General features: G+C 74.8%; 16 protein-coding genes and 1 pseudogene. 4 read left to right on the forward strand and 13 right to left on the reverse strand.

Annotated features, from left to right (window positions below; genetic code table 11):
• Positions 1–22: 22 nt before the first annotated feature.
• Positions 23–1,333, reverse strand: a pseudogene (locus tag IH44_RS0113645) (MFS transporter); the annotation flags it as partial.
• Between the two features lie 271 nt (positions 1,334–1,604).
• Between IH44_RS0113645 and IH44_RS0113650 the strand changes: the two are divergent.
• Positions 1,605–2,636 (forward strand): LysR family transcriptional regulator, encoded by a 1,032-nt coding sequence (locus IH44_RS0113650; RefSeq protein ID WP_030459784.1) that lies wholly within the window; start codon positions 1,605–1,607, stop codon positions 2,634–2,636.
• A gap of 39 nt (positions 2,637–2,675) precedes the next feature.
• Here the strand turns inward: IH44_RS0113650 and IH44_RS0113655 are convergent, their stop codons facing one another.
• Positions 2,676–3,695: an LLM class flavin-dependent oxidoreductase gene (locus tag IH44_RS0113655; RefSeq protein ID WP_030459785.1), complete on the reverse strand. Its 1,020-nt coding sequence runs from the start codon at positions 3,693–3,695 to the stop codon at positions 2,676–2,678.
• Positions 3,696–3,951: 256 nt separating this feature from the next.
• On the opposite strand from IH44_RS0113655, the gene IH44_RS0113660 reads away from it, so the two are divergent.
• Positions 3,952–4,596, forward strand: coding sequence for a hypothetical protein (locus tag IH44_RS0113660; RefSeq protein WP_030459786.1), 645 nt, complete (start codon positions 3,952–3,954; stop codon positions 4,594–4,596).
• Positions 4,597–4,619: 23 nt separating this feature from the next.
• Here the strand turns inward: IH44_RS0113660 and IH44_RS0113665 are convergent, their stop codons facing one another.
• Together IH44_RS0113665 and IH44_RS0113675 are read right to left on the reverse strand one after the other, a co-directional pair.
• Positions 4,620–5,564 carry a GNAT family N-acetyltransferase gene (locus tag IH44_RS0113665; protein WP_030459787.1) on the reverse strand — a complete coding sequence of 315 codons (945 nt, stop codon included), beginning with the start codon at positions 5,562–5,564 and terminating at the stop codon, positions 4,620–4,622.
• A 338-nt stretch (positions 5,565–5,902) separates the two neighbouring features.
• Entirely contained in the window at positions 5,903–7,333 is a 1,431-nt protein-coding gene (locus IH44_RS0113675) for an NAD(P)/FAD-dependent oxidoreductase (protein WP_030459788.1), read from the reverse strand.
• A gap of 160 nt (positions 7,334–7,493) precedes the next feature.
• On the opposite strand from IH44_RS0113675, the gene IH44_RS41015 reads away from it, so the two are divergent.
• Both IH44_RS41015 and IH44_RS0113685 read left to right on the forward strand, forming a co-directional pair.
• Positions 7,494–8,099, forward strand: coding sequence for a SigE family RNA polymerase sigma factor (locus IH44_RS41015; RefSeq protein ID WP_030459789.1), 606 nt, complete (start codon positions 7,494–7,496; stop codon positions 8,097–8,099).
• Positions 8,089–9,312 (forward strand): hypothetical protein, encoded by a 1,224-nt coding sequence (locus IH44_RS0113685; protein WP_030459790.1) that lies wholly within the window; start codon positions 8,089–8,091, stop codon positions 9,310–9,312. The genes IH44_RS41015 and IH44_RS0113685 overlap by 11 nt, the downstream gene beginning before the upstream one ends.
• 66 nt (positions 9,313–9,378) lie before the next feature.
• Here IH44_RS0113685 and IH44_RS0113690 read toward each other — a convergent pair whose 3' ends face one another.
• The 9 genes from IH44_RS0113690 to IH44_RS0113730 all read right to left on the reverse strand — a co-directional run bounded on the left by IH44_RS0113690 (position 9,379) and on the right by IH44_RS0113730 (position 21,106).
• Complete coding sequence (locus IH44_RS0113690) at positions 9,379–9,930, reverse strand: YceI family protein (protein WP_030459791.1); 552 nt, start codon at positions 9,928–9,930, stop codon at positions 9,379–9,381.
• Between the two features lie 123 nt (positions 9,931–10,053).
• Positions 10,054–10,953, reverse strand: a complete 900-nt coding sequence (locus IH44_RS0113695; protein WP_107066523.1) for a phosphate ABC transporter ATP-binding protein — start codon at positions 10,951–10,953, stop codon at positions 10,054–10,056.
• A gap of 40 nt (positions 10,954–10,993) precedes the next feature.
• Positions 10,994–11,902 carry a sortase gene (locus IH44_RS0113700; protein WP_232794933.1) on the reverse strand — a complete coding sequence of 303 codons (909 nt, stop codon included), beginning with the start codon at positions 11,900–11,902 and terminating at the stop codon, positions 10,994–10,996.
• Between the two features lie 289 nt (positions 11,903–12,191).
• Positions 12,192–13,922, reverse strand: a complete 1,731-nt coding sequence (locus IH44_RS0113705) for a substrate-binding domain-containing protein (RefSeq protein WP_030459794.1) — start codon at positions 13,920–13,922, stop codon at positions 12,192–12,194.
• A gap of 41 nt (positions 13,923–13,963) precedes the next feature.
• The gene (pstA, locus tag IH44_RS0113710; protein WP_030459795.1) at positions 13,964–15,193 is read right to left on the reverse strand and encodes a phosphate ABC transporter permease PstA; all 1,230 of its coding nucleotides are present in this window, start codon (positions 15,191–15,193) and stop codon (positions 13,964–13,966) included.
• A 14-nt stretch (positions 15,194–15,207) separates the two neighbouring features.
• Entirely contained in the window at positions 15,208–16,254 is a 1,047-nt protein-coding gene (gene pstC, locus IH44_RS0113715) for a phosphate ABC transporter permease subunit PstC (protein ID WP_030459796.1), read from the reverse strand.
• A gap of 155 nt (positions 16,255–16,409) precedes the next feature.
• On the reverse strand, positions 16,410–18,932 hold the full coding sequence (locus tag IH44_RS42770; RefSeq protein WP_030459797.1) for a hypothetical protein: 2,523 nt from the start codon (positions 18,930–18,932) through the stop codon (positions 16,410–16,412).
• Between the two features lie 361 nt (positions 18,933–19,293).
• Complete coding sequence (locus tag IH44_RS0113725) at positions 19,294–19,878, reverse strand: hypothetical protein (protein ID WP_030459798.1); 585 nt, start codon at positions 19,876–19,878, stop codon at positions 19,294–19,296.
• Positions 19,879–20,074: 196 nt separating this feature from the next.
• Positions 20,075–21,106 (reverse strand): substrate-binding domain-containing protein, encoded by a 1,032-nt coding sequence (locus IH44_RS0113730; RefSeq protein WP_030459799.1) that lies wholly within the window; start codon positions 21,104–21,106, stop codon positions 20,075–20,077.
• Positions 21,107–21,265: the final 159 nt, after the last annotated feature.

The raw sequence follows: 21,265 nt of genomic DNA on the forward strand, positions 1-21,265 counted from the left end.
GGACCGCGACCCCGAGCGAGGCGCCCACCTGGCGGGCCGAGTTGAGGACGCCCGCGCCGGTCCCGGCGAACTCGGCGGGCACGGTGCCGGCCACTGCGGCGACCAGCGCGGGCAGCGCGAAGGAGACGCCGAAGCCGAAGGCCAGCAGACCCGTCAGCGTCGCGGCCGGGGCGAGCGCCGAGTCGCCGGTGAACGGCGCCTGGAGCAGCGCGCCCGCGCCCATCAGGACGAAGCCGGTGGTGGCGGGACGGCGCGGGCCGATCCGGCCGACCAGGCGGCCGGTCCAGAGCGGGTTGACGGCGGTCGGCAGGGTCAGCGGCAGGAAGGCCAGCCCGGCGACGGCCGGCGAGTAGTGGCGGGCGTCCTGGAAGAACAGCGACAGGACGAACAGCAGCCCGGAGAGGCCGAAGTTGGCGAGCAGGCCCGCCGCGACCGCGGGCGAGAAGCCCGGGCTGCGGAACATCCGCAGCGGCACCATCGCGGCGTCCCCGGCCCGCCGCTCGGCGAGCACGAAGCCGACCGCGGCGGCGACGGCGAGCGCGAGCGCGCCCAGCACCCGGGCGGCGGACCAGCCCAGGTCCGCGCCCTCGATCAGCGCGTACACCAGGGCGGCCAGCGCGACGGCGGCGGTGAGCTGGCCGACCGGGTCGAAGCCGCCGCGCGGCTTGCGGACGGTCTCCGGGGCCCGCCGGACGGTGACGGCCAGGCTGACCGCCGCCAGCGGCACGTTGACCAGGAAGACCGCCTGCCAGCCGACGGCCGCGGTCAGCACGCCGCCGACCACCGGCCCGGCGGCCAGCGCCGCACCGGTGATCGCCGCCCAGGCGCCCACCGCCCGGGCCCGCGCCGCCGGGTCGGCGTACGCGCGGGTGATCACCGCGAGCGAGGACGGGAGCAGCAGCGCCCCCGCCGCGCCCAGGGCCAGCCGCAGCGCGACCAGCACGGGCAGCGTGTCGGCCAGTGCGGACACCCCGGACAGCAGCCCGAACGCGACCAGCCCGCACAGGAAGACCCGGCGCCCGCCGAAGCGGTCGGACAGCCAGCCCGCGGTGAGCAGCAGGGCGGCGAAGGTGACGGTGTAGCCGTTGGTGACCCACTGCAGGCCGCTCAGGCCGACACCGAGGCGGTCGGCGATCGCGGGGAGGGCCACCGAGACGACGGTCAGGTCCAGCAGGACCATGAAGTAGCCGAGCGAGAGCCCGACCAGCAGTCCGCGGGGCGGCCCCGCGGACCCGGCCGGGGCGGCGGCGGCAGGACCGGCGGCGGAAGCGGCGGCAGCAGCGGAAGCGGTGGCAGCCGAAGCGGCGGACCGGGCGTCGGCCTGGGTGGCCATGGGCGTGCTCCTCGTGGTGGAGGGGAGAAGGCGGAACGGGAAGAGCGCAGGCCGCAGCGTCCGGGGAACCGGTCGGCCGGGGCGCGGTCGTCCGGTCCCCCGGATCGGCACCGTGGCGGTGCGGTGGGGGCGGTGCTGCCATTCTTCCGGAGCGGGGAGCGGATCCGGCCGTCCTGAGCACGGGAAGGACCGATGGATACAATCGGCCCGGCCGATGGATCGGCGACGGAGCACCGGCAGGCCGACGGATCGTCAGAGGAGTGGCCCGGCAGTGGAGTTACGGCACCTGCGCACCTTCGAGGCGGTCGCCCGGACGCTCAGCATGACCGGGGCGGCGCGCGAGCTGCACTACGCGCAGTCCAGCGTGAGCGACCAGGTCCAGGCGCTGGAACGGGAGTTGGGCGTCGAACTGGTCGACCGCTCGCAGCGCCGGATCCGGCTGACCGCACAGGGCGAGGTGCTCGCCTCCTACACCGGCCGGATCCTCGGGCTGCTCGAGGAGGCGCGCACCGCGGTCGTCCGGCCCGCCCCGGAACTGGCCCTCGGCGCGCTGGAGACACTGAGCCGGCACCTGCTGCCCGGGGTACTGGCCTCCTACCGGGCCCGGCACCCGGAGACCAGGGTGCGGGTCTCGCAGTCCAACCGCGGCGAACTCCACGGAGCGGTGCGGCGCGGCGAACTCGACCTCTGCCTGACCTTCGGCACCCCACCGAACGTCCCGCCGAACGTCCCACTGAACGTCCCGCCGGGTATCCCGCCGAACACCCCTCCGAACGCCGGACCGGACGCCCCGGGGCTGCGCGCGGAGACGCTGGCCGAGGAGCCCCTGGTGGTGATCGTCCCGCCCGGCCACCGGCTGGCCACTCGCGGTCGGGCCGCCCTGGCGGAGCTGGCTGCCGAACCGTTCCTGGCCACCCAACGGGGCTGCGGCTTCCGGGAGATGTACGACACCGCGTTCGGCAGCACCTCCACCGACGCCTACGCGGCTACGGCTACGGCTACGGCTGCGACCACAGCCGCAGCCGCGGTCGGACCGGAGCCGGTCGCCGAGGTGGACAGCATCGACACGCTGGGCGCCTGCGTCGCGGCCGGGATGGGCTGCGCGCTGCTGCCGCTGCTCGCGGTCCGCCACCGGGCCGACCGGGGCGAGGTCGCCGTGGTGGAGGTCGGCGACACGGAACTCCGGACCGCGATCACCATGACCTGGCTGGAGCGCAGCCCGGCGAACCCGGCGCTGACCGGCTTCCAGGACGCGATCCGCCGCCAGTTGTCCTCCCGGCCGTCCGACCTCCTGACCTCCTGACGTCCCGTCAGGTCGCTTGCCCGCTGCCCGGCTCGGGCCTCAGGCGGCGGGGCTCCAGCCGAGCAGCGGGCCGAGGCGGGTGGCGAGGTCGGTGAGGATCTGGACGTAGTCCTCCGGCGCGAAGGTGAACGGCAGCGCGAACGCGACCTCGTCGGCCTCCCGGAACGCGGCGTGCGCGTACAGCTGTTCGGCGAGCTGCTCGCTGGTGCCGACCAGGTCGGGGGCGAACAGCAGGCGGCCGGGGCCCTGCGGGGCGAGCGTGCGGGCGTACCGGGACTCCGCGTACGCCCGGTACTTGGCGCGCTGCTCGGGGGTGGCGCTGTCGGTGGGGACGACCACCAGCCCGTGCGAGACCCGGGCCCGTTCGCCCGCGGGGTGGGCGGCTCGGAACGTCCGGATCAGGGCGAGCTGGTTGGCCTCGAAGCTCTCGCTCTCCTCGGCCCGGACCACGCTGCTGGTGAGCAGGTTCAGCCCCTGCTCGCCGGCCCAGCGCGCCGAGCGCAGGCTGCCGCCGCCGTACCAGACCCGTCCGGCCAGGCCGGGCACGTGCGGCTGGACGCGCTCGGAGTACGCCTCGATGCCCTCGGTGCCCTGGAAGGTGCTGGCCCGTTCGCCGCGCAGCAGGCCGAGCAGGCGCTCGACCCGCCCGTAGCCGAAGTCCTCGCGGTCGGCGGTGTCCGGGTACAGCGCGTCCTTCACCTCCTCGTAGTGGATCGGCACGCCGACGCTGACGCCGGGGTTGAGCCGCCCGCCGGAGAGCACGTCGACGGTCGCCAGGTCTTCCGCGTAGCGCAGCGGGTTCTCCCAGCCGAGCGGGGTGACGGCGGTGCCGAGGGCGATCCGGCGGGTGCGCTGGCTGGCGGCGGCGAGCACCGTCAGCGGCGAGGAGATCCCGTACTGCAGGTGCCGGTGGCGCAGCCAGGCGTTGTCGAAGCCCAGTTGTTCGCCGAGTTCGATCAGTCGCAGGGTGGCCTCGTGGCCGCCGGCCGGGTCGTGCTCGTCGAACAGGCCGATGGTCAGGAATCCCAGCGAGCGCAGCGGCCGGTCGGGGGTGGGCACCGGGTTCCTCCTCGGTCGTTCGGTCTCCGATCCCGCCACGCTCACACACCGGGGCCGGAACGATCAACCACCGGCCGGGATTGTGATGCGGCGTCACGCTCCCGCAACACTCGGGAGTCCCGCGTCCTTCCCGCTCCCGGCCTGCCCCCTTCCCGTCCCCCTTCCCACCTCCTTCCCGCTTCCGGCCCGCGCCGCCGGGCGGCCCGGCTACGGTGGCTGTCGGTCACTGGACATCAGGTCTTCGGGAGGGACGGCGATGTTCTCCAAGGTGTTCCCCACCGCGTTCTCCGGCGGTCGGCGCGCGCTGCTGGTGGCGGGGCTGGCCCTGGCCGCGGCGGGCTGCAGTTCCTCGGGCGGCAGCACGGACGCCGCGCCCCCGAACCCGAGCGCCCCGGCGTCAGCCCAAACGTCAGCACCGGCATCGCCCACGGGCGCGGCCACGATCACCGTCACCGTCAGCGGCGACCCGTCCGCGGTCGGACCGGCCGGGCGGCCGGCCGATCCCTGCACGGTGTGGACCAACGCGCAGGTCAGCGCCGCGATGGGCGGTGGCTCCCAGCTGCTCGCGGAGGGCCCGTCCACCGAGCGCCCGTGGTCGTGCACCTGGGGCTCGCGCCGCTCGTACCTGTCGCTGCGGCTGGTCGACGACGCCGCCTTCGCCCGGACCACCTCGGACCCGGCCTTCACCTCCGTGCCCGTCGCCGGGGTCGGCGACCGGGCCGTGCTGCTGACCCGGGCCTCGGACGGCAGCCAGCCGGAACTCTTCTTCACCGTCGGCACCTCCCACTACGCGATCGAGGCGGTCGCCGACCGCAGCGCGACGGACGCCTCGAACACGCCCGCCGAGTCCGCCGCCGAGGAGGCCCTCGGCAGGCAGGCCGGCGCGAAGCTGCGCGGCTGACGCACCGTCAGCCGTACCGCCGTTCAGTGCGCGGAGAGCACCAGGCGGCGGTCGGTGTTGCGGTAACCGGCGCGCTCGAAGGCGGCGGCCATCGGGGTGTTGGCCAGGTCGGTGTCGGCGCGGATCCGGTCGGCGGCAGCCTCGGCGGCCAGGACGCGGGTGGTCTCGCCGAGTATCTCCTCGGCGTAGCCGCGGCCCCGGTGCCCGGGCAGCACGCCGAGGTAGCCGACGACGGGGCCCGCGGAGTTCCGGGAGGGGACGGCGAAGCCGACCGGTTCGCCGTCCGGGGTGTGCGCGGTGCGCCACCAGGAGCGCTCGCCGGGCATGCCGTCCCGGTAGAAGGCGACGTCGGCCCGGGCCTGTGCCTCGGCGCCGCGGCGGGCGGCGGCCGTCCGGGAGGTGGCGTCGAGGGTGCCGGTCAGGGCCCGGCGGAACAGGTCGGCGAAGACCTCGTCGTCCGGTTCGGCCCGGAAGCGCAGCCGCCCGGTCGGGGCGGGCAGGCCCGCGCCCGGCGTCCACTCGTAGCGCAGCCGCTCCAGCCGGGCCGGGAGCCCGGCCCGGCGGGCCGCCTCCTGCCGCCAGGCGACGGCAGCGACCGTCTCCGGCCGGTCGTGCCAGTCTCCGGGGAGCAGGAGGTGGTACTCGGACGCCCGCCCGTGCGCCGCGTGCGCGGCGGTGAGCAACTCGGCGGCCAGCACGGCCCGTCGGGCGTCGGAGCCGAACTCGGGGCGGACGCCCAGCGCGTCGAGCGCGGCGGGCCGGTCGCTCCCGGGGCGGCCCCACCAGACGGCGAGCGCCAGCGGCGGCCCGCCCGGGGCGGCCCGGGCCGTCCACGTCCAGCCCGGGCGGTACTCGCCGGCGGCGAGCCGGGACAGGTAGGTGTCCGCCGTCATCCCGCAGGCGGGGTCGGCGGTGAACAGCGAGAGCAGGCCGTCGAGGTCGGACGCGACGGCGGGACGGAAGAACACGGTGCCTCCGGGGGCAGGGGGGAACGGGAACCGGAGGCGCAGCCCGATCGGGCGGACCGCCCTACCGCACCCGGACGGGCGCGGGCGCGAGGACGGGAGCGGGGGCGGCAGCGGTGATCGGGAGCGCCGGGTGCGAGGTCGGCATCACGGACTCCTTTCTGCACGTGGGCCGCACGGGCCCGACCGGGGCGCCGGCCGCGGAACGGACCGGCGCGGCCAGCCTAGAACCCCACCGAATCGGGTCGCAACGGATTTTCCACCCACCGCCTCTCCCCCTTCTCCGCCCTCCCGCCCTCCCCTAACGCCCTGCCTCCCTCCCGCCCTCCCCTGACGCCGGGTCAGCCCCGGTAGGTCTCCAGCAGCCGCAGCCAGACCTCGCTGATCGTGGGATAGGCCGGCACCGCGTGCCAGAGCCGGGCGATCGGGACCTCCCCGGCGACGGCGACGGTCGCGGAGTGCAGGAGTTCGGCGACACCGGGCCCGGCGAAGGTGACGCCGACCAGCACCTCCCGGTCGAGGTCGACGACGGCCCGGGCCCGGCCCCGGTAGCCGTCGGCGTACAGGGCGGCGCCGGAGACCCCGCCGAGGTCGTAGTCGACGGCGCGCACCCGCAGCCCGGCGTCCCGGGCCTCCTGGAGGGTGCGGCCGACGGCGGCGACCTCGGGGTCGGTGAAGACCACCTGCGGGACGGCGGCGTGGTCGGCGGTGGCGACCGAGCGGCCCCAGGGGGCGAGGTCGAGCGGACGGCCGGCGGCCCGGTCGGCGATCGCGGCGCCGAAGACCCGGCCCTGGTACTTGCCCTGGTGGGTGAGCAGCGCGCGGTGGTTGACGTCGCCCGCGGCGTACAGCCAGCCGGCCGGGACGGCGGTGGCGCGGCCGGTGTCGTCGGTCTCGATCCAGCTGCCGGGTTCGAGTCCGACGGTGTCGAGTCCGAGGTCGGCGGTGGCGGGGCGGCGGCCGGTGGCGAACAGCGCCTCGTCGGCGGGCAGCCGGGTGCCGTCGGCCAGGTCGAGCAGGAGGGTGCCGTCCGGTTCGCGGTGCAGGGCGGTGACCGAGACGCCGAACCGGACGTCCACCCCGGCGGCCCGCAGGCCGTCGGAGACCAGTTGTCCGGCGAAGTCCTCGGTGCGGTCCAGCAGTCGGTCGCCGCGCACCAGCAGGGTGACCTCGCTGCCCAGGGCGCGCCAGGCGGTGGCCATCTCGACCGCGACGACGCCGCCGCCGACCACCGCGAGCCGTCCGGGCACCTCCTGCGCGGAGGTGGCCTCCCGGCTGGTCCACACCCGGGCGCCGGCCAGCCCGGGCAGGTCGGGGAGGGCGGCCCGGGTGCCGGTGCACACGGCGACGGCGTGCCGGGCGGTGAGGGTGCGCCGCCCGCCGTCGGGCGTCTCGACGGTGACCCGCCGCTCGCCGTCCAGCCGCCCGTGCCCGCGGACCAGGTCGATGCCGGCCGAGGCCAGCCACTGCACCTGCCCGTCGTCGTGCCAGTGCGAGGCGAACCCGTCCCGCCGCGCCAGCACCGCCGCCGCGTCCAACTTCCCGCCGACGGCCTCCCGGCTGCCCGCCACCCGCCGGGCGTCGGCGAGCGCCGCGACCGGGCGCAGCAGCGCCTTGCTGGGCATGCACGCCCAGTACGAGCACTCCCCGCCGACGAGTTCGCTCTCCACCAGCGCCACGCTCAGCCCGCCCGCGTGCGCCCGGTCCGCCAGGTTCTCCCCGGTGGGCCCGCCCCCGATCACCACCAGGTCGTAGCCGTCCTCAGCACCCATGCCCGCACCCACCGGCCTCTCCGCTCGCCTCGCCCGCCGCCCCGTGACGGCCCGTCAGCCCCCATCGTGCACCACGTTCCGCCGCCCGCCGCCACGACGAGCCCGGTGCGGGGAGCGGAGGGGGTGTCACGTAGCGTCGGGCCCGATGCGTTACCAGGGCATGGATCACTCATCGAACCGGGCGGGGCCGGACGGTCCGGGGCTGCCGCGGACTCCGGAGTTCGAAGAATTCGTGGCGTTCCGGGCGAAGCACCTGCTGCGGACGGCGTTCCTGCTGACCGGCGGGGACGCGCACCTGGCGGAGGACCTGGTGCAGGAGGCGCTAGGGCGGGCCTTCCTGAAGTGGCGGAAGATCGCCCGGCTGGAGAACCCGAGCGGGTACGTGCAGGCGGTGCTGGTGAACACCTTCCTGTCGTACCGGCGGCGGCGCAGCACCACCGAGCGGGTCACGGACGTGCTGCCGGAGACCGGCGTCGACGACCCGGACCCGGCGCTGCGGCTGACGCTGCTGCGGGTGCTGGCCGAACTGTCGCCGGCGGACCGGGCGGTGCTGGTGCTGCGGTTCTGGGAGGACCGCAGCGTCGAGGAGACCGCCGGGGTGCTGCGGATCGGCGACAGCGCGGTGCGCACCCGCACCAAGCGGGCGCTGGCCCGGCTGCGGGCCGCGCTCGGCGACGACCTGAACGCCCTGGTGGGACGCCCCGCCGCCTCCCCCGCTCCCGGACCCGACGACTCGCGGAAGGCGGTGTCGCACCATGCCCACTGACGACGAACTGGCCTCGGCCCTCTCCCGGGCGCTCGACGGCGCGGCCGGGTTGACGCCCGAGGCGGCGCACGGACAGCTGGCCGCCGGAGCCCGGCGGGCCGGACTGCGGCGGCAGCGCCGGCGCCGGGCGGCCGTCGCGGGAGCGCTGGCGGTGCTGGTGCTGGGCGCGGCGGGCGGCTTCGCGTCCGGCGGGCACCTGCCGTTCGCCACCACCGCCCCGGCGGACTCGGCGCGCCCGCAGCTCTCGGAGCAGCGGTTCGACGAGTTGGTCGGGCTCTTCCTGCCGCACGGGACCGTCCGGCGGGTGGGCGGCGGGTGGTCGGCGGACCGCGACCCGCACCAGGTGGGGAAGGTGCTGACGTTCGATGACGGGTCCGGCGAGAGCCTGCTCCAGGTGACGGTGCAGTACACCGCCGACCGGATCGAGCAGTTGGGCTGCCTGGACTCGTTCCAGACCCCCACCGACTCCTGCACCCGGACGGTGCTGCCGGACGGCTCGCTGCTGGTGATCGACAAGATCCGCAGCCGGAGCGACGACGGCGTCCTCGAGTGGCGTGCGTTCTGGGCCGCGCCGGACGGCCGCCAGGTGCACGTGACCGAGTACAACGGCCAGCCCAGCCGGGCGAGTCGCCCCGCGCCGCCGCTGACGGACGCCCAGCTCACCGCGATGGTCACCGCCCCGCAGTGGAGCGAGGCGTTCGCCGCGCTGACCCCGGTGGCCGGTACCCCGGACGCCACCGTCTCCGCGGACGCCCACCCGTCGCCGACCTCCACCGAGACCGCGAACGCCCTGCTGGACAAGCTGGCCGCGCTGCTCCCGACGGGGACGGCCACGGCCGACCGGGACGCGGCGCACACCAGGCTGGCCGTGACGGCGGACGGGCGGCGCAGCTCGCTGACGGTGGCGTTCACGCCGCCCTCGCAGCGCGGGCTGGACGACCTGGCCGGGCTGCCGCAGCGGCCGCCGACCCCGCTGGAGGTCCGCGAACCGATGGCGGGCGGCGGGACGGTGGTGGTCAACGCCTTCGGCAACGGCAAGACCGCGACCGACAACCTGCTGCACTGGACGGTGACCGTGTACTACCCGGACGGCGCGCAGCTGCTGTTCAACGAGTGGAACGGCGAGCAGTTCTACGACACCAGGCCCGGCGTCCCGGCCCTCGACCTGGCCGCCCTGAAGGCGATCGCGCTCTCGCCCGCCTGGCGGGCCTGACCCCGCCCCCTCGGCAGCAGCGCAGGGCCCGCCCCCGGTCTCCGGGGGCGGGCCCTGGCGGCGCCGTCAGCCCTGCTTGACCGCCGAGACGTCGAACTCCAGCACGATCTTGTCGCCGACCAGCACGCCGCCGCCCTCCAGCGCGGCGTTCCAGGTCACCCCGAACTCCTTGCGGCTGATGGTGACCGAGCCCTCCAGGCCGACCCGCAGGTTGCCCTGGGGGTCGACGGCGTTGCCGGTGTACTCGAAGTCGATGGTGACCGGCTTGGTGGTGTCCTTGATGGTGAGGTCACCGGTGACCCGGTAGTCGGTGTCGGACTTCTGCTCGACCGCAGTGGTGCGGAAGGTGATGTCGGGGAAGTTCGGCGCGTCCAGGAAGTCGTTGGTGCGCAGGTGCTGGTCGCGCTGCTCGACGCCGGTGTCGATGCTCCCGGTCTTGATCACCACCTGGCCGCTGGACCTGGCCGGGTCGGCGCCGTCCAGGTGCGCGGTGCCCTCGAACTGGTGGAAGGCCCCGCGCACCTTGGTGACCATGGCGTGGCGGGCGACGAACCCGATCCGGGTGTGGGTCGGGTCGAGGACGTAGTCCCCGGTGAGCTCGGGCAGGCTGACGGTCATGGTCTGCGCTCTCCTCGTGGCGTAAGGCTGCGGGCGGGACCGGTGGCCGGTCCTCCCGCAAACGCTAGGCGCTGCGCTCCCGCGCACCGTCCGTGACACGCGGCCGACGGCGGGCCGGCGGCGTCAGCCGAAGCGGCCGTTGACGTAGTCGGCGGTGCGCCGGTCGGCGGGGTCGGTGAAGAGGCGTTCGGTGGGGCCGGACTCGACGATCCGGCCGGGGGTGTCGTGGGTGGCGAGGAAGAACGCGCAGGACTGGGAGACGCGTTGGGCCTGCTGCATGTTGTGGGTGACGATGACGATGGTGACCCGGTGGCGCAGTTCGGCGATGGTCTCCTCGATCCGGCGGGTGGAGGTGGGGTCGAGGGCGGAGCAGGGTTCGTCCATCAGCAGGATCTCCGGGGAGACGGCGAGCGAGCGGGCGATGCACAGGCGCTGCTGCTGGCCGCCGGAGAGCGCGCCGCCGGGGGTGCCGAGGCGGGTGCTGACCTCGTCCCACAGGCCGGCCCGGCGCAGGCTGGACTCGACCAGGTGGTCGCGCTCGTCGCGGCTCGCCCTGATGCCGGCCAGTTTGAGCCCGCTGACCACGTTGTCGTGGATGGACATGGCGGGGAACGGGTTGGGGCGCTGGAAGACCATGCCGATCCGGCGGCGGACCTCGGCGGGGCGGCGGCCGGGGGCGTAGACGTCCTCGCCGGCCAGCAGGACCTCGCCGGCCAGGGCGGCGCCGCGCACCATCTCGTGCATCCGGTTGAGGATCCGCAGGTAGGTGGACTTGCCGCAGCCGGACGGGCCGATCAGGGCGGTGATCTCGCCGGGCCGCATGGCGAACGAGACCCGTTCGAGGACCTTGCGCTGCCCGAACCAGGCGGTGACGTCGCGGGTCTCCAGCCCGGAGAGGGCGGTCGGCGGCGCCCCGGCCGTCGGCGGCGCCCCGGCGGGCACCGGCGGCAGCGGGACCGTGGGCGGGTCGTCCCGGACTCCGGACTCCTGGGCGGGGAAGGGGGGTTGGGCGGTCTCGGTCATCGGCGGGCGGTCCTTTCCCGGGGAGCGGGGAGCGGGGAGCTCAGTAGACGTTGGGGAGCAGGGCGGCGGCGTTCTCGTACACCGACCAGAGCAGGGCGCCGACCACCGGCGCGAAGCACAGGTAGGCGGCGGCGCGGCGCCAGCGGCGGGCCGCGACGACGGCCGCGGTGACGGCCGACAGCAGGGCCAGCGACCAGAGTTGGAGCGCGGACAGGGCGCCCTTGTCGGCGGCCAGCACCTTGTCGGCGGGGGTGGTGGCGGGCCGCCTGGCACCGGCCGGTTCGGGGTCGCCGTCGAGCCGGGCGCCGACCAGCACGGTGCTGGTGGGGATCCAGTCGGAGTTCCCGGTGACCAGCACCAGCCGGTTGGGGGCGGTGTCCTGGATCGGGTGGTCGCCGTCGCCGTAGGTGTTGACGGTGTAGTGGAAGCTGCCCTGGCCGGTGGTGACGTCGATCCGGTCGCCGACCTTCAGCCGGCCGAGGTCGGCGAACGGGGCGCCGAACGCGGTGGAGCGGCCGAACAGGACGGCCACGCCGGGCTGTCCGGGCAGCACGGTGTCGCGCCGGTGCCCGGGGCCGCGCATCAGGTCGCGGCCGGTGGTGCCCTCGACCACGACGGCCTGCCGCAGGCCGAGCGCCGGGACGTCGAGGACGGCCAGCGGCGCGCCGTCCTCGGCGGGGCCGGTCGGCGCGGTGGCGTTGGCCAGCCGGTCGCGCAGCGTGGCGTAGGCGGTGGACTGGTGGCGGGCCTCCTGCAGGCCGGACAGCGCCAGCAGGTACCCGACGAAGCCGAGCAGCAGCACGGCGGCCAACGTCACCGCCCGGGCGGCGGCCGGCAGCCACTGCCGCCGCGGCCGACCGGGCCCGGGCGGGCCGCCCGCTGCCCCAACCACCTTGTCCGGGGCGGTGGTTGCCGCGTTCGCCGGTCGTTCGAGGGTGGGCGCGGTCATCTGCTGGTCTCCTCGCGCGTGGCGGACACGGTGGGTGCGACGGGCACGGCTGGCGCAACGGGCACGCCGGACTCGCCGGGCGCAGCGGGCACGGCAGGCGCGGCAGGCACGGCAGGCGCAGCGGGCACGGCAGGCGTGGCAGGCACGGCAGGCGCGGCAGGCGCGGCAGGCGCAGCGGGCACGGCAGGCGCGGCAGGCGCGGCAGGCGCGGCAGGCGCAGCGGGCACGATAGGTACGCCGGGCGCGGCTGACGCGGCTGACGCGGCGCCCCGGGCGGTCGCCGGGCGGTTCACCGGTCGGCCGCCGTCCGGCCGGTCCGGTCGCGGCGGCGCCACCAGGCGGCCAGCAGCGGGGGGACGGCGACCACGCCGAGCAGTTCGACGGCGGTGAGGGTGGACAGCAGCCAGTCCTGCGGCCGTCCGCCGAGCGCGACCACCGCGGCGGGCGCGGCGCCGCCGGTGCCGCCCGTCCCGGTGCCGCCGGAGCCGGTGTCGAGCAGTTCGCCGGTCTGCGGGTCGATCACCTGCTGCCCGCCGTCACCGGCGCCCGGTCCAGCGGCGGCGGCGCCGCCCGTCCCGGTGCCGCCACCCGTCCCGCCGGTGTCGGAGCCGGTGCCGCCGCCCGTCCCGCCGCTGCCCGAACTGCCGCCTCCGGTACCGGAGTTGGCCTTGCCGGTCTGGACGGCCTGGCCGTTCTGCACGGTGCAGTCCAGCGGGCTGCCCTTCTTGTCGCAGGGGCTGGGCTGCGGGGCCTCCTTCAGCACGGTGAGTTCGCCGGCCGAGTTGAAGGTCGGGTTCTGGCAGTTGGCGAGGGTGTTGGGGTCGACGGGGCTGGCGTTGCCGGGGATGTGCTGGGTCTGCAGCAGCCCGCCGCGCACCAGGTTGCGCGGGATCGGCGAGTAGCCGAGGTGGTCGGCCTCGCCCTGCCCGGCGCACAGCACGTAGGCGAGGTAGCGGCTGAGCGCGCTGCCCTTGGCGTCGTTGAAGCGCGGGGTGACGGGGCGGGAGGTGTTGGCCCGCGGCACGATCAGGTAGCTGTAGGAGGAGATCGGGTAGGAGCGGGCGTCGCCGTTGCTGTAGACGCCGTCGAGGTTCTGCTGCAGGTAGTCCGGGTCGTCGGGCGAGGTGCTGTCGTCGACGCCGCGGATCCTGGCGGCGGTCAGCGCCACCGCGACGTTGGAGGCGGTCGGCAGGGTGTAGTACCCGGCCGGGTTGAGCACCTTGACGACCGGCCAGCCGCTGCGCTTGGCGAACGCGTACTCGTCGTAGCCGATCGAGCCGATGCCGGTCGGCGACTGGATGTACCCGGCGACCACGTCGGAGCCGTTCTGCGCGGTCATCCGGCCGGACGGCGGGAAGAACTCGGTGTAGTCGCCGCAGCTGACGCCGTTGACCTGGGCGCAGTAGGCGTCCCACTCGGCCTGGTGGGTGTGTTCCATCCAGCGGGTGAACTGGGCGGTGGCGCCGGAGCCGTCGGAGCGCACCACCGGGGTGATCGGGATCTTCGGCAGCGCCTTGCCGTAGTCGGCGGTGATCCTCGGGTCGTCCCAGGAGGTGATCCTGTTGGTGAAGATGCCGACGATGGTGTCGGGCGACAGCCGCAGGTCGGTGATCTTCTTGCCGCCGAGTTCCAGGTGGTACATCAGCGCGGTGCCGCCGGCCGTGATCGGCACGTAGGAGAAGCCGTACACCGGGTTCTCCGCGCCGCCCATGCCGCCGGTGGCCTTCCCGGGGTCGACGCCGGTGTCGGTCCGGCTGCGGAACGGGACGTCGGAGGCGGTGAAGTCGTCCTGGCCGATCGACCACTGGACGCGTCCGGCGGCCGAGCCGACCGGGTTGAAGTCGATCTCGATGCCCATCGGGCCGACGTCGCGCCGCCACTGGTCGATGGCCGGGCCGGCCCAGCTGGAGCCGTCCGCGTTCAGCGAGGTGGCGGCGTGCGCCGGGGTCGCGCCGAGCAGCGCGGCGGGCAGGGCCAGGGCGGCGGCGAGCAGCGCCGTGGCCAGGTGGCGGATGCGCACGGGACGGGTCTTCTTCCTTCTGCGGCTGGTGCTCTGACGGATCATCGGTTCCCCACCACCGCTACGGGGGCGGCGGGCGCGGGCGCAGGGGCGGGGGCGGGGGCCCGGCGCGGCGGGCGACGGCGGGCGGGACGGTTGGCGGGGGTGCGGTGGCGGCCCAGCACGCGGGCGGTGACGAACAGCACCAGCACCACGAGCATCAGGGTCAGCGCGCCGGCGAACGCCCGGGCCACCATGTCGGGGTAGGGCTGCTTGACGTAGTTCCAGACGTACAGCGGCAGGCTGGCCTGGTTGCCGTGCAGCGGGTCGAGGTTCATCCGGGCGGTGAAGCCCGCGGTGAGCAGCACCGGGGAGGTCTCGCCGACGCCGCGGGCCATGCCGAGCACCACGGCGGTGGTCAGGCCGGGCCGGGCGGTGGGCAGCACCACGTGCCACACGGTGCGCCATTGCGAGGCGCCGAGCGCGTAGGACGCCTCCTTGAGGGTGCCGGGCACCAGCCGGACGACCACCTCGGCGGCCCGGGTGACGATCGGCGTCATCATCACGGTGAGGGCCAGCGAGGCGGCCAGGCCGCTCTTCTCGGCGCCCAGGGTGAGGATGACCACGCCGAGCACGAACAGGCCGGCCACGATGGACGGCAGCGCGGTCATCGCCTCGACCAGCACCCGGACCGGTTTGACGAAGCGGGCGCCGCGCCGGGTGTTCCCGGACTCGACCAGGAAGACCGCGGTGAGGATGCCCAGCGGCACCGAGAACAGGGTGGCCAGGCCGAGCTGTTCGAGCGAGCCGACCACGGCGTGCAGGCAGCCGCCGGAGGTGATCGGCGACAGCGGGGCGGTGGTGCGCATGGTCTCGGTGAAGAAGTTCCAGTGCCGGGCGGCGTCGAAGCCGCGCAGCGCGACGTAGCCGATCTGCTCGATGATGACGGCGACCACCAGCAGCCCAGAGCTCCAGGCCAGCGCGGTGGCCAGGCGTTCGCGGACGGTCAGGACGTCCCACTGGAGCCGCCCGGCGGCGGCGTACAGCGCCAGGAACAGCAGGTACCAGCAGAGCAGGAAGCCGAACGCACCGCTGAACGGCAGCACCCGCTCGTACAGCAGCCAGTCCAGGGCGAGCGAGCCGGCGGCCGCGCCGAGCAGGGTGAGCACCTCCTCGCGGGTGGTGCCGCCGAGCTTGATCCGGCGCTGCTCGGGGAGGTCGGGGAGGCGGGGAGGGTCTGAGTGGTCTGCGTGGTCTGCGTGGTCTGTGGGCGCGGGGGGCGCGGGGTGCATGCGGTCTCCTCCGGTCAGTCCGAGGTCGAGGCGCCGGACCGGGACCGGCTGATGACGAACCCGGCGGCCACGTTGACCAGCAGGGTGAGGGCGAACAGCACCAGGCCGGCGGCCATCAGCGCGGACAGCGAGAGGCCGTCGGACTCGCTGAAGCGCAGCGCGATCAGCGCGGAGATCGAGCCGCCGCCGTTCTCCAGCACGTGCCAGGAGATCCGGAACACCGGGGAGATGATCAGCGCGACGGCGATGGTCTCGCCCATCGCCCGGCCGAAGCCGAGCATCACCGCGCCGATCACGCCGCCGCGCCCGAACGGCAGCACCACGGTGCGCACCATGCCCCAGCGGGTCGAGCCGAGCGCGTAGGCACCCTCCCGTTCACCGGCGGGGGCCTGCGAGAACACCTCGCGGCTGAGCGAGGTGATGATCGGGATGATCATCAGCGAGACCACGGTGCCCGCGATGAACGTCGAGGAGGTGTACGAGGTCGGGGTGTCGCCGGTGCGCACCCGCAAGAACGGCAGCGGACCGCCGAGGTGGTTGGCCAGCCAGCGGCACAGGCCGACGAACCGCGGCTGCAGGAAGAACAGGCCCCACAGCCCGTACACGATGCTGGGGATGGCGGCCATCAGGTCGACCAGCGAGACCAGCATCGGGCGGAGCCGGACGGGCGCGTACTCGGAGATGAACAGTGCGGCGGTGAGCGAGACCGGCACCGCGATGCACAGCGCGATCACCGCGATCAGGATGCCGTTGGGCAGCACGGCGGCGATGCCGAAGGTGTGCGCGGCGGTGCGCCAGTTCTGCTCGGTGAGGAAGGACCAGCCGACGGCCCGCAGCGCCTCGGTGCCGCGCATCAGCAGGAAGAAGGCGATCAGCCCCATCAGGACGAACACCGACAGGCCGGCGGCGCGCAGCACGCCGCGGAAGGCCCGGTCGGCGGGCGGGGCGGGAGCGCCGATCGGGCGGGGCCGGTCGGCGTCGGGGGCGGAGTCGGAGTCGTGGTCGGGGTCGGGCGTCGGCGGTGGGACGCGGGTGTCCGTCGGCTGGACGGCGGCTGTCATGGTGTCAACTCTCCGCGCGGTGAGGGTTCCTGGGCTGGTTCGGCGGCGGTTCGGCGCTGGTTCGGCGCCGGTCGCCGGACGGGCGCGCGGGGCGCCCGCCCGGCGGGGCGGGGTCAGCTGCGGCAGCTCGGCCGCAGCCGGTCGGCCGCGGCGGGTCAGCTGCGGCGGGTCAGCCGCGACCAGAGCCGCCCGGTGCCGCGCCGGAGGTTCGCACCGGCGGCGGTGCCGCCGAGGAACAGCGCGGCGGGTCCGCCGACCAGCAGGACGGCGCCGGTGGCGAGGACCACGGGCAGCAGCAGCCGGGCCGCGCCCGCCCGGTCGGCGGCGGCCTGCCCGACGGGGGCGGCGGCCAGGCCGGGCGAGGCGCCCGCGCCGGGCTTGCCGGAGACGGCGGCGCTCTGGGCGGTGGCGCCGCCCGCGGTGGCGGACCCGCTGGTGTCGGCGCCGAGGCCGCCGGTCGAACCGCCGCTGTCGCCGTACCCGCCGCCGGTGCCGGTGCCGGTCCCGCCAGTGGTCCCGCCGCCGGTGCTGCCACCACCACTGCCACCGCCGCTGCCGGCGCCGCCGTCAGTGCCGCTGCCGGTGCCGGTGCCGGCGGCCTTGCCGGGCTTGGCGCCGTCCTGCGCGGCGACGTGGTCGGCGGCGGCCTTGGCCTGCGCGACCTGGGCCTTGTCCAGGCCCGCGTAGCCGACGGCGAGTTGTCCGGCGCCCCGGCCGTAGACCTGGCCCCGGTCCGGGTCGGTGACGGTGCGCACGAAGCCGCTGACCGCCTCGCTCTTGGCCTGGCCGAGGCCCTCGGTCGGCAGCATCGCGTACTGCACCATGGTCAGCGGGTACGCCTTGGGGTCCTTGGCGTAGGCGGAGTCCGGGTCGTCGTAGGGCAGTTGCCGGGTGCCGGTGGCCTCGTCGAGCGGCATGTCGTGCACGGCGGCCTGCATCGAGCCGATCGTCGGCGTGGTGAACCCGCCCGCGGGGTTGGGGAGTTCGGCCTCGGGCAGGCTCATCGCCTGGGCGTCGCCGCTGTCCATCACGGCGAACAGCGACCGCTGCCCGTTGATCATCCGGTAGCACTTGCGGTGCTGGCCGGTCGCGTCGACGTACGGGAGCTGGCAGGAGAGCTGGCTCTGCAGCGTCATCCGGAGCACCTGGCCGAGGCCGCCGAGCACCGGGTTCCACTCGTACTGCTTGTGGCTGTTCTCCCCGGTGTAGTCCAGCGCCTGGAACGAATCGACCGGGTAGCCGCCGTAGACCGACGGCAGGAACTTGGTGTTGAGGTGGGTGCCCCACGGGTCGGTGGCGCCGTGCAGGAACTGCGCGGCGTCCGGGTCGGCGGCGATCCACTCGGTCAGCCGGTGCACCAGGTCGGTGGTCCCGCCGACCACCACCGGCGCGCTGATCGGGGCGTTGCCGCAGCTGGGCCAGGTCGTCCCGGTGGCGACGTCCGCGTTGAGCCGGCGGAACTCCTCGTCCTCGAACAGGCACATCGGGTTGCCCCGGACTGTGTCGGTGTCGTCCTGGTAGTAGCGGTAGCTCTGGGTGAGCATCTTCGCCAGCAGCCGCTGGTTGAGCCGCATCCGGCGGACCTGCCGGCTGGTGGCGGCGTCGTCGACGACGAAGACCACCGAGATCGCGCTGTTGGCGAGCGGCGCGTACACGTAGGGGCGGCTCGGCGGGTTGCGGTCCGGGATCGAGGTCAGCGCCACGTCCGCGCCGGACCGGTCCAGGAACGCCTGGCGGGCCTGCGGCTCGCCGTTGCCGACCGAGTACTGCACCTGCACCGGGTTCGCGGCCAGGCAGGCGCCGGTGCGCCACTGGGCCATCGCCCGGTCGGCCATCTCCAGGCCGAGCACCGAGAACGCGGCGTCACCGGCCTTGCAGTCGTCGGTGGTCGGCGCGAAGTCCAGCGGGACGGTGACGTGCCGGGCCCAGGCGCAGGCCTCGCCGCTGCGCATCAGCTGGCCGTCCACCCGGAGCATGTTGCGCTCCACGGTGGCGTCGGTGGCGGTGTTGAACTCGTTGTCCGCGTCCGCGGAGTGCTCGGCGCAGTTGATCTGCGAGTCCGGGAAGGAGTAGGCGCCGAGCGAGTCGCCGCCGTAGTTGGGCTCCACCACCAGCGAGCACTTGTGGGCGGGGTCGCAGCCGAGGGTCTGGCTCTGCTGGGCGGTCCACAGCTCGATGTCCGCCTCGCCGGTGCCGTCCGGGTGGGTGGCGCCGATCGCCATGTTCGACGGGAACTCGGGCACGTTGGTGTTGCCCTGCGGCCCGGGCTGCAGGAAGCCCTTCGCCGGGTCCTGCCCGTAGAGGCTGGAGCCGTAGCAGTCGGTGACGGCGGGCTTCTCGCCGCGGCACTGGTAGATCCGGACGGCGTAGAGGGCCCGGGTGTCCATCACGTTGTCGGGCCCGGTGTCCTTCGTCGTGACGGCGCCGACCGGGTTGCCGTAGATGTCCACCGTCGGCGTGAACCCGGTCCAACTCACGTGCACCACCTGGTTGGTGAGGCCGCTGACCTGGGAGACCGTGATCGAGCCGGGCGCCCCCTCGGTCCAGGTGGCCGGATCCCAGCGGGCCGGGCCCTCGAAGGTCTGCCCCGCGGCCGCCCGGGCCGGCTGGGCTCCCGGCCCGCCCAGCGGCAGCAGCACGACGGCGGCGGCCACCGTCCAGGCCAGCACGGCCGCCAAGTAGGCCTTCAGGGAACGTGATCCGGCTCTCGGCCCCGGCGGGCGGATTCTCATCGGCGCAGCACCTCCGGCGATGGCGCGCCGGGTCGGGCACGCACGGGTGACGGGGAACGGAGCGGCCGCTCGGCGGCTCCGACGATATTCGGCCAGTCGCGCCTGACCGCACCCTGTCCGCCAGGTGTACGAGGGCCCAATTGGTGCTCGAATCAAGGAAATTGGCGGCCCGTCAGGAAAAATCCCGGCCCGGCCGGGGTCCGCCTGCCGCGCGGGCCTCGGCCGCATGCGCGGATCGCCCGACCGGTGGCCGGTCGGGCGATCCTCACCGCGAAGTCCCTTGATGGCCAGGGGTTCTGACTCTCCGTCAGGAAGCGGGCGTGTACGTCACCGCGAAGGAGCCGACGCTCTGGCCCGCCGCGAAGAAGGTGGTGTGCAGCTTGCCGTCGAGGTACTGGGCCCCCGCGGCGTCCAGCACCAGCGACTCGGCGGACAGGTGCTGGGTGGTGCCGTTGTAGCTGAGGGCGTTGTTGCCGGCCGGGTCGAACAGCGCGACCGGGGTGGTCGAGCCGTCCGGGACGGCGCTGACCGTCCACTCCTCGAAGGAGAAGCTCAGCTGGTGGAAGGAGACCGCGCTGCCGGTCCGCGCGTCGACGAACAGCAGGCCGCCGCCGAGCTGGACGCCGCCGAAGAAGTCGCGCAGGCCGCCGGTGCCGCCGGTCACCGGGAAGCTCGCCGACAGGCCGGTGCTCGCGTCGTAGCCCGCGGTCGCGGTGGGCAGCGGCACGGCCACGATGCCAGCCTGGGCGGCCTGCTGGAAGAAGGCGTTGCTCTCGTTGATCACCGCGCTCCCGGTCGCCGGGGCGGCGGAGGCGGACGCCGCGGAGGCGACGGTGGCGATCAGGGCGAGGCCGGCGGCCGCAGCGGCGATCCGGACGGTGGGACGGGACATCGTGGCTCCTTCTACGTGATGCTGCGTGATGCTGCATGGTGCTGCGTGGTGGCGGGACGGACCGCCGCCCGTCCCGGCGGGGTTCGCGCGGGGCGGGCGGCGGCGGGTGGAGCGGGTGGAACGGGTGGAGCGGGACGAGCCGGTGCAGGTGGTGCGGGACTGGCCGGTGCGGGACTGGCCGGTGCGGGTGGTGGCGTCAGATGGTGGAGCCGCAGGAGGCCGCGGCCAGGTTCAGGTAGCCGTAGCTGGAGATGGTGGTCCGGCCGGCGGTCGAGCAGATGTAGCCGGTGGGGCCGAAGATGGCGCGCAGCGCGGTGCCCTGGACGGTGGTGGCGGTCCACTCGGTGTCACGGACCACGTTGTAGAGCACCCGGCCGTAGGTCGGGTTGGCGAACGCGGCGTTCAGGGTGCCGGTCGCGGTCAGCGGGGCGACGCCGTTGATGTTGCGCAGGGTCAGGCTGCCCTTGTCGTCGGTGGCGGTGGTGTGGCCGTTGGCCTGGCCCACCCAGTGGCCGACCGAGTACGGGAAGATCACGTCGGGGTTGTTCAGCAGCGTGTTGGTGCCCTCGTTCTCCTCCGGGCCGCTGACCACGCAGGCGCCCAGGGTCGGGTTGCCGATCGCGCCCAGGAAGAAGGAGCGGGTGCCGGAGCTGAGCTGCGGCAGGTAGGGCTTGATGGTGCCGGCGGTGCCGCCGAACGCGGACCAGTTGGTCTTGCCGACCTTGCAGGAGTAGATGTCGTTCAGGTCCTGGGTGGTGAGGTTGGCCGGGGCGTGGCCGCCGGACTGCGCCGACCAGGTCACCGCGTCCTTGGCGAACGCCACGAACAGGTCGGAGGACGGGTCGGTGCCCTGCCGGGTGCGGGAGGAGCGCGCGAAGTCCAGGGTGGCGCTGGTGTTGGCGTTCAGCGCGGAGATGCCGGCGCCGGAGCCGTTCGGACGGCTGATGGTGCTGGCGCCGGTCTTCGGGGTGATCGGGTCGGTGCCGGTCGCGTCCCAGCTGTACAGGCGCGGCGAGGTGGTGTTGCCGGCCGCTGTCAGCGAGGCGTTGTAGTCGGTGGAGAACTGGTTGAGCAGAGCCTGCGTGGTGTCCGAGCCGGCACCGACGATGTCCTGGGCAGCCGGGGTGACACCCGTGGCCGGGTCAGCCATCGCCGGGACGGCGACGGTGGCGAGGGCGGCGGCGGTCATCGCGGCGGCCGCGAACGCCTTGGCAGCGGTGTGACGCATGGTCCTGTTCCTCCATAAAGGAAAGTCCTAGCTGGACCGGTCCTGGCGGGGCCCGGTACCGGAGAGCTCCGCGGCTTCCCGGCGGAGCGATCCTCGCCGCGACCCCCCGCCGCCCGGAAGCACCGCCCACCGCCCCCGGCCCGCCGCCCGCACCCCGCC

It is taken from the genome of Kitasatospora sp. NRRL B-11411, assembly GCF_000721345.1.
In the GTDB taxonomy this organism is placed as follows: domain Bacteria; phylum Actinomycetota; class Actinomycetes; order Streptomycetales; family Streptomycetaceae; genus Kitasatospora; species Kitasatospora cineracea.

Excerpts from the sequence above, each read along its gene's own strand:
- IH44_RS0113660 (WP_030459786.1), top strand. The coding sequence starts at position 3,952 with ATGTTCTCCAAGGTGTTCCCCACCGCGTTCTCCGGCGGTCGGCGCGCG.
- IH44_RS0113675 (WP_030459788.1), bottom strand. The coding sequence starts at position 7,333 with ATGGGTGCTGAGGACGGCTACGACCTGGTGGTGATCGGGGGCGGGCCC.
- IH44_RS41015 (WP_030459789.1), top strand. The coding sequence starts at position 7,494 with ATGGATCACTCATCGAACCGGGCGGGGCCGGACGGTCCGGGGCTGCCG.
- IH44_RS0113685 (WP_030459790.1), top strand. The coding sequence starts at position 8,089 with ATGCCCACTGACGACGAACTGGCCTCGGCCCTCTCCCGGGCGCTCGAC.
- IH44_RS0113690 (WP_030459791.1), bottom strand. The coding sequence starts at position 9,930 with ATGACCGTCAGCCTGCCCGAGCTCACCGGGGACTACGTCCTCGACCCG.
- IH44_RS0113695 (WP_107066523.1), bottom strand. The coding sequence starts at position 10,953 with ATGACCGAGACCGCCCAACCCCCCTTCCCCGCCCAGGAGTCCGGAGTC.
- IH44_RS0113700 (WP_232794933.1), bottom strand. The coding sequence starts at position 11,902 with ATGACCGCGCCCACCCTCGAACGACCGGCGAACGCGGCAACCACCGCC.
- pstA (WP_030459795.1), bottom strand. The coding sequence starts at position 15,193 with ATGCACCCCGCGCCCCCCGCGCCCACAGACCACGCAGACCACGCAGAC.
- pstC (WP_030459796.1), bottom strand. The coding sequence starts at position 16,254 with ATGACAGCCGCCGTCCAGCCGACGGACACCCGCGTCCCACCGCCGACG.
- IH44_RS0113725 (WP_030459798.1), bottom strand. The coding sequence starts at position 19,878 with ATGTCCCGTCCCACCGTCCGGATCGCCGCTGCGGCCGCCGGCCTCGCC.
- IH44_RS0113730 (WP_030459799.1), bottom strand. The coding sequence starts at position 21,106 with ATGCGTCACACCGCTGCCAAGGCGTTCGCGGCCGCCGCGATGACCGCC.